We start from the raw sequence: 5,260 nt of genomic DNA, 5'->3' as shown, positions 1-5,260 counted from the left end.
TTCTCGGTGAGCGGTTGAGGTGAGGAGTACATGAACGTCGGGCGAAATCGGGAAGACGCTGATTGAGACCTAATTGGCATAGACTTAGTTGGCATAGATTTCGTTGTTATAGGCGGATTACTTGGGTGGTAGAAAGCGGTGGATTTCTCTGGTCTTGGGTCATGGGTTTTATGCACTTTATAAAGAGTGTCGTTACCTAGCTTGGCTTGCAGTAAAGAGATCAGCTCTAACTCTGTCTGCTGCCCCTTAAATCCACAGAAAATATCTTGAGTCGCGTTTTGGCGATCGCCGTATCGAACAATGATCAGCCTCATACTGTGGGTAGGGGCATTGAGGGCTAATGATTCTAAAGATAAATGGCACAACACCGACCACCTATCTGAGAGGTAGTCTCCGCTTGCTGATGTAAAAGAAATCTTCTGTTCTTTGTGATCTCTCAAATATAGGATTAAGCACAACTCATAAGCTACCTGGCTTCGTAATGTTAAAAAGCGCTCTAATTGCTTGAGCAACCTCATTAACGGTCTTTCAATCCATTGCACGTTATCAATATCAAACAGCAGCTCTAAGTGGCTCTCAAAGGTTTCTGGTGGGTGATAAAAGGTGACCGGATGTTTGAACTGACCCAACAGGCGACCCACGTAATTCACCAGATCAATGTTGAAGCGTCTGGCAAGCTCTTGCATGGGCAGCGAGAGAAGCTCTTGAAATGTACCAATCCCAATACGACGAAGTTGTTCTACTTGTTTTCTATCGAGGTCACTGATGGACAGAGGAAGGTTATTGATCTGTGCCATGATGGATTCTTTATCTTCATACAGGCGGTTTTTCGCCGATTTTGCCAGCAACATTGCCGAGAAAGGGGAAAAACCAGTGGCGAACTGATAGCGATAATTAAGCTGTTCAAGGTGCTGACAGGTTATTTGCCAGTAGGTGTCTAAATCGTGGTAGAGAGACAGCATATTGGACACCTTTAACAGTATCCCTTTAGGTGGAAAAAGGGTGATGTCTGATGTTTTCAAATAGAGCCATTGAGCAATGTGAGTTAACGTTTGCTGTTCTGTTTGAACGTCATAAGCGTGCACTTGCAAATGGGAACACAAGGTGGCTGCGCTGCCTAATCCCATCCCAATATTGAGGCCCTGATTTAGCGCAGCATCATTGAGCTGCACTATTTGATGTTTCTTTTCATCGACAATCACTAAGGGCGCTTCCGACTGCTCAGAAAACAGCGCATCAAGTTGCAAATGAGGGAAATGTAAATAGAGCCACAGCTGCACGATTCAACCTTGTTTTCGTAACGGGAAAGGAACAATGACTGGGGAAGCCTGATCCAGGGTTAAACTTGGCCATAAGTGATCCATCGATAGGATAAAACGTCCTTGAGGCCAGCCTCCCTTTCGCTTGGTGATGGTCACTTCGAGCCCATTTCGATGAGGGAACAGGGTCATACTTAAATTGACGGGAAGCGAAAATCGCCCTTTTTGTGGAGGGCGAAAAATAAACTGCAAGCAGTCGCCTTCTTCACTGGCTACTTGAAGCCGCCTTGCCTGATGAACTTCAAGATCCGTGTTCCATAAAAAGACTCGGCTACACGCGCCACTTCTTAAGCATTGTTCTGCCGCCCATAACGCCTGTTGGTGATTGTGGGGTGAAATAATGAGTACGTTTTTGTTATCAATGCCTTCGGCTTCAAGTTGCTCTGCACACAAATAACCAGGAGGCTGAATAAAGACAGATAATCGTTTCGATTCTGTTTTTTTTATGTGAGGTAGGATCAAGCGTACTTCTCCAATCCCACTGAGCGATTGAATTTCAACCACGCCATGTTTTGGGTAGCCGCCTTCTAGCTTCTGATCGAGAACATTGAAGCCCGTAGAGAGGTATTCACCTGATACGGGGGTATGGGTACCTTGCCATATCAGCTGATTATTTTTGAGTTTTTCTATCAATTCACGCATAAAATCACCTGTATATATATACAGTATATATCATGTATTAAAAGCAGCAATAAAAAGATTGGAATGAGAGTGCACTTGACCCTTGTAAAATGGGTAAGCGTCTATGCATTAAGCAGAAAAAATAAGCAGAAAATAAAAATGCCTTGTTAAGCGTAACAAGGCATTTTTATTTTTTAGAGCAACACAGGTGTTATGTTATTTGGGCTGGGCATCAATACATTGACCGTGAATGTCTTTTCCTTCTGGCGCCATTAAGTAAAGGTACAGAGGGATAATATCTTTTGGTGTTTTGAGTAACTCAACATCTTCTGCAGGGAAAGCTTTAGCACGCATTCCTGTACGAGTGCCGCCAGGGTTGATCGCATTAACACGAACGGGAGAATCGGTTAACTCATCCGCAAGGACTTGCATCATGCCTTCGGTAGCAAACTTCGACATCGCATACGTTCCCCAGTAAGCGCGGCCAGAATGCCCAACGGTTGAGGTGGTAAAGGTGACGCGTGCATCTTCAGATTCCAGCAGCAATGGCAACAGCGCTTGAGTCATCAAAAATTGAGCTTTGACGTTCACTTGCATCACATCATCAAAGGAATCTTCGCCAATTTGAGCGAAAGGGCTGATAACCCCCAAAATACTGGCGTTATGCAAAACACCATCAAGACGACCAAATTGCGTTCGAATCGTGTCGGCCATATCAATGTAGTTCTGTTTTGTTGCCCCTTTCATGTCTAAAGGCACAATGGCTGGCTGAGAATAACCCGCTTCAACGATTTCATCGTAAGTGTGCTCAAGTTTTTTAACGGTACGGCCAAGCAGAATTACCGTCGCGCCATGTTCGGCAAAACTCATGGCTGCTTGTTTGCCGATGCCTGCGCCAGCACCTGTAACGAGGATAACTTTGTCTTTGAGGGCGTTTGCAGAAACTGAATAATCCACCGTAAGCTTCCTTATTGTCGTGATTTTATTTTTTTCTATGCGATAAGACGGTTACAATAACCGAGTAGAACGAACAATACACTAATTCGTACATTTGAGGATAATGACATTGGAATTTTTGTTGGACTATGGCCTATTTTTGGCCAAGATTGCGACTGTCGTCGTCGCGATTATTGCGATTTTAGTGATAGCTAAAGCCGTTGGTGGTAAAGGCAGCGGTGATAAAGGTGAGCTAGAGATTACTAATTTGACCGAACAGCACAAAGCACGTGTTGAACAACTTGAGCATCACTTACATGATGACGCTTTTCTTAAAGCCCGTGATAAAGCCGAGAAGAAAAGTGACAAAGAAAAAACAAAATCTCGTGAGAAAGAGATAAAACAAGCCGTCAAAAATGGTGAGTTGGATGCAAAACGAGAGTCGCATTTATTTGTGTTGGATTTTAATGGCAGCATTGATGCAAAAGAAGTGGCGTCATTACGCGAAGAAGTGACGGCTATTTTGGCGGTGGCGCGAGAAGGCGATGAAGTTTTATTACGTTTAGAGTCTGGTGGTGGCATGGTACATGGCTATGGCTTGGCATCGTCTCAACTGGATCGTATTAAAGCCGCTGGCTTACCACTGAGTATTTCGGTTGATAAAGTCGCAGCGAGCGGCGGTTATATGATGGCGTGTATCGCGGATAAAATTATCTCAGCACCGTTTGCCATTGTTGGATCGATCGGTGTGATCGCTCAGCTACCCAATTTCAATAAACTGCTTAAAAAGCATGATATTGAATTTGAACAGTTAACAGCAGGCGAATACAAACGTACATTGACCATGTTTGGTGAAAACAGCGATAAAGCCCGTGATAAATTCAAGCAAGAGCTGGAAGAAACACATGGCTTATTTAAAGACTTCATTCGTGAACGTCGCCCAGAACTCAATCTTGAGAAAGTGGCCACTGGCGAACACTGGTTTGGTACACAGGCGAAAGAGCTGGGCTTGGTTGATGAGATCAGAACGTCTGATGATGTTGTCGTGGAAGCGTGTAAAGATAAAACCGTTCTGTCTATTCACTATGTGCAGAAAAAGAAGTTAACCGACAAATTAGCTGGCGTTGCAGGTGAAGCCGCAGACAATGTATTAATGAAACTGATCAGCCGCGGGCAAAAGCCGATTGTTTAACTAAAGCTGATAGTTTAATTAAAGCCGATAGTTTAATTAAAGCCGATGGCTTATTTAAACCATGTAATAAAAAACAGCCATTCAAGCTTAAACGCCTAGCCAGAACACTTAACAGTGAATGACGGTTAGGCGTTTTTTTTTCTACCGTACCAATGAGAGAAATAAGCGAGTGAAAGCCCAGAGACAGCACCAAATAAGTGCGATTCAATGGCAACACGAGCATCAATCAAATCACTGGTCACTGTAGACGCCCCAAAACTGAACTCCCATACTATCTTCGCCATTAATCCGAACACTAATAACCCACTGCTCTTACGCCCGTGTAAGCTTTCGCGCAGAGCGTAGTAGCCAAACAGCCCGTGTAACGATCCGGATAGTCCTACATAGATCTGCATGTCGGTAAATAGGTTGCCAATGCCAACGGCCATACTGGTTAGCAATAGAGGGAGGAGTAGGGTTAGAAGGTTAGGTTTAAAAATGAAGCCAATAAACCATAATCCAATAAGATTCATGGCCCAATGAGCAAAGTTGGTGTGAGTGAAATTTCCTGTTAGGATCCGCCACCATTGTCCAGAATGAATGGCAGCAGCATTCCACTCGACGTAAGAGCTTAATGGCTCAAATTGTAATCCTAAGCAGATAATGCTGATGACAGATAAAAGAAGGTAAACGCGCAAGATATGTACCGATATTGTTTAGAATGTGGAAAATCACACAAAGCTTGTATTTGTCGTTGGATCAAAAGACTACCATCGAATGTGGAATTGATCATCCTACAACATTCTAGCGAAGTACAAAGACCGATGGGAACGGCGAAAATTTTGACGCTATCCTTGGGGAACAGTCACAGTTTTATTGGTGAAGACTTTAGCCAAGATCGTCAACTCAATGCGTTATTGAATGATGCCGATTACGCCCATTACATTATGTACCCCTGTGATCAATCACGCTGTGTGTCAACATTACTCACCGATGATGCCGGACAAGACCGAGAGGAAGAAAGGAGTGATGGTAATCCAACAAAACTTCGAGTCATTTTGCTGGATGGCACATGGAAGAAAGCGTATAAAATGTGGCAATTGTCCGCTAACTTACACGCTCTTCCGATGCTGCATTTACCTAAAGGGCTGAAAGGGAATTACCGTATCAGAAAAGCGCCGAGTGACAATAGCCTGTCTACAGTGGAGGCTGG

At 43.9% G+C, this 5,260-nt stretch carries 6 protein-coding genes; 2 read left to right on the top strand and 4 right to left on the bottom strand.

Annotated elements, in window-relative coordinates:
- The 3 genes from ACP45E_RS21505 to ACP45E_RS21495 form a co-directional block, all read right to left on the bottom strand.
- The coding region (locus tag ACP45E_RS21505) for a Y-family DNA polymerase (protein WP_069585522.1) at nucleotides 1–1,280 on the bottom strand (1,280 nt) is incomplete at its 3' end.
- A gap of 3 nt (nucleotides 1,281–1,283) precedes the next feature.
- On the bottom strand, nucleotides 1,284–1,961 hold the full coding sequence (gene imuA, locus ACP45E_RS21500; RefSeq protein ID WP_017036955.1) for a translesion DNA synthesis-associated protein ImuA: 678 nt from the start codon (nucleotides 1,959–1,961) through the stop codon (nucleotides 1,284–1,286).
- 195 nt (nucleotides 1,962–2,156) lie between these two features.
- Nucleotides 2,157–2,897, bottom strand: a complete 741-nt coding sequence (locus ACP45E_RS21495) for a YciK family oxidoreductase (protein ID WP_017036954.1) — start codon at nucleotides 2,895–2,897, stop codon at nucleotides 2,157–2,159.
- Between the two features lie 109 nt (nucleotides 2,898–3,006).
- Here ACP45E_RS21495 and sohB point away from each other — a divergent pair, with 109 nt between their 5' ends.
- Nucleotides 3,007–4,068, top strand: a complete 1,062-nt coding sequence (sohB, locus tag ACP45E_RS21490) for a protease SohB (protein WP_026026467.1) — start codon at nucleotides 3,007–3,009, stop codon at nucleotides 4,066–4,068.
- A 125-nt stretch (nucleotides 4,069–4,193) separates the two neighbouring features.
- Here the strand turns inward: sohB and rrtA are convergent, their stop codons facing one another.
- Nucleotides 4,194–4,745: a rhombosortase gene (gene rrtA / locus ACP45E_RS21485; protein WP_017036952.1), complete on the bottom strand. Its 552-nt coding sequence runs from the start codon at nucleotides 4,743–4,745 to the stop codon at nucleotides 4,194–4,196.
- 3 nt (nucleotides 4,746–4,748) lie between these two features.
- Here rrtA and ACP45E_RS21480 point away from each other — a divergent pair.
- A partial coding sequence (locus ACP45E_RS21480; RefSeq protein ID WP_083251632.1) for a tRNA-uridine aminocarboxypropyltransferase occupies nucleotides 4,749–5,260 on the top strand: 512 nt, incomplete at its 3' end.

Origin of the sequence: Vibrio genomosp. F10 str. 9ZD137, assembly GCF_049974785.1 — a bacterium.
Classification (GTDB): domain Bacteria; phylum Pseudomonadota; class Gammaproteobacteria; order Enterobacterales; family Vibrionaceae; genus Vibrio.
This window is presented reverse-complemented; position numbering and strand designations above follow the sequence as displayed.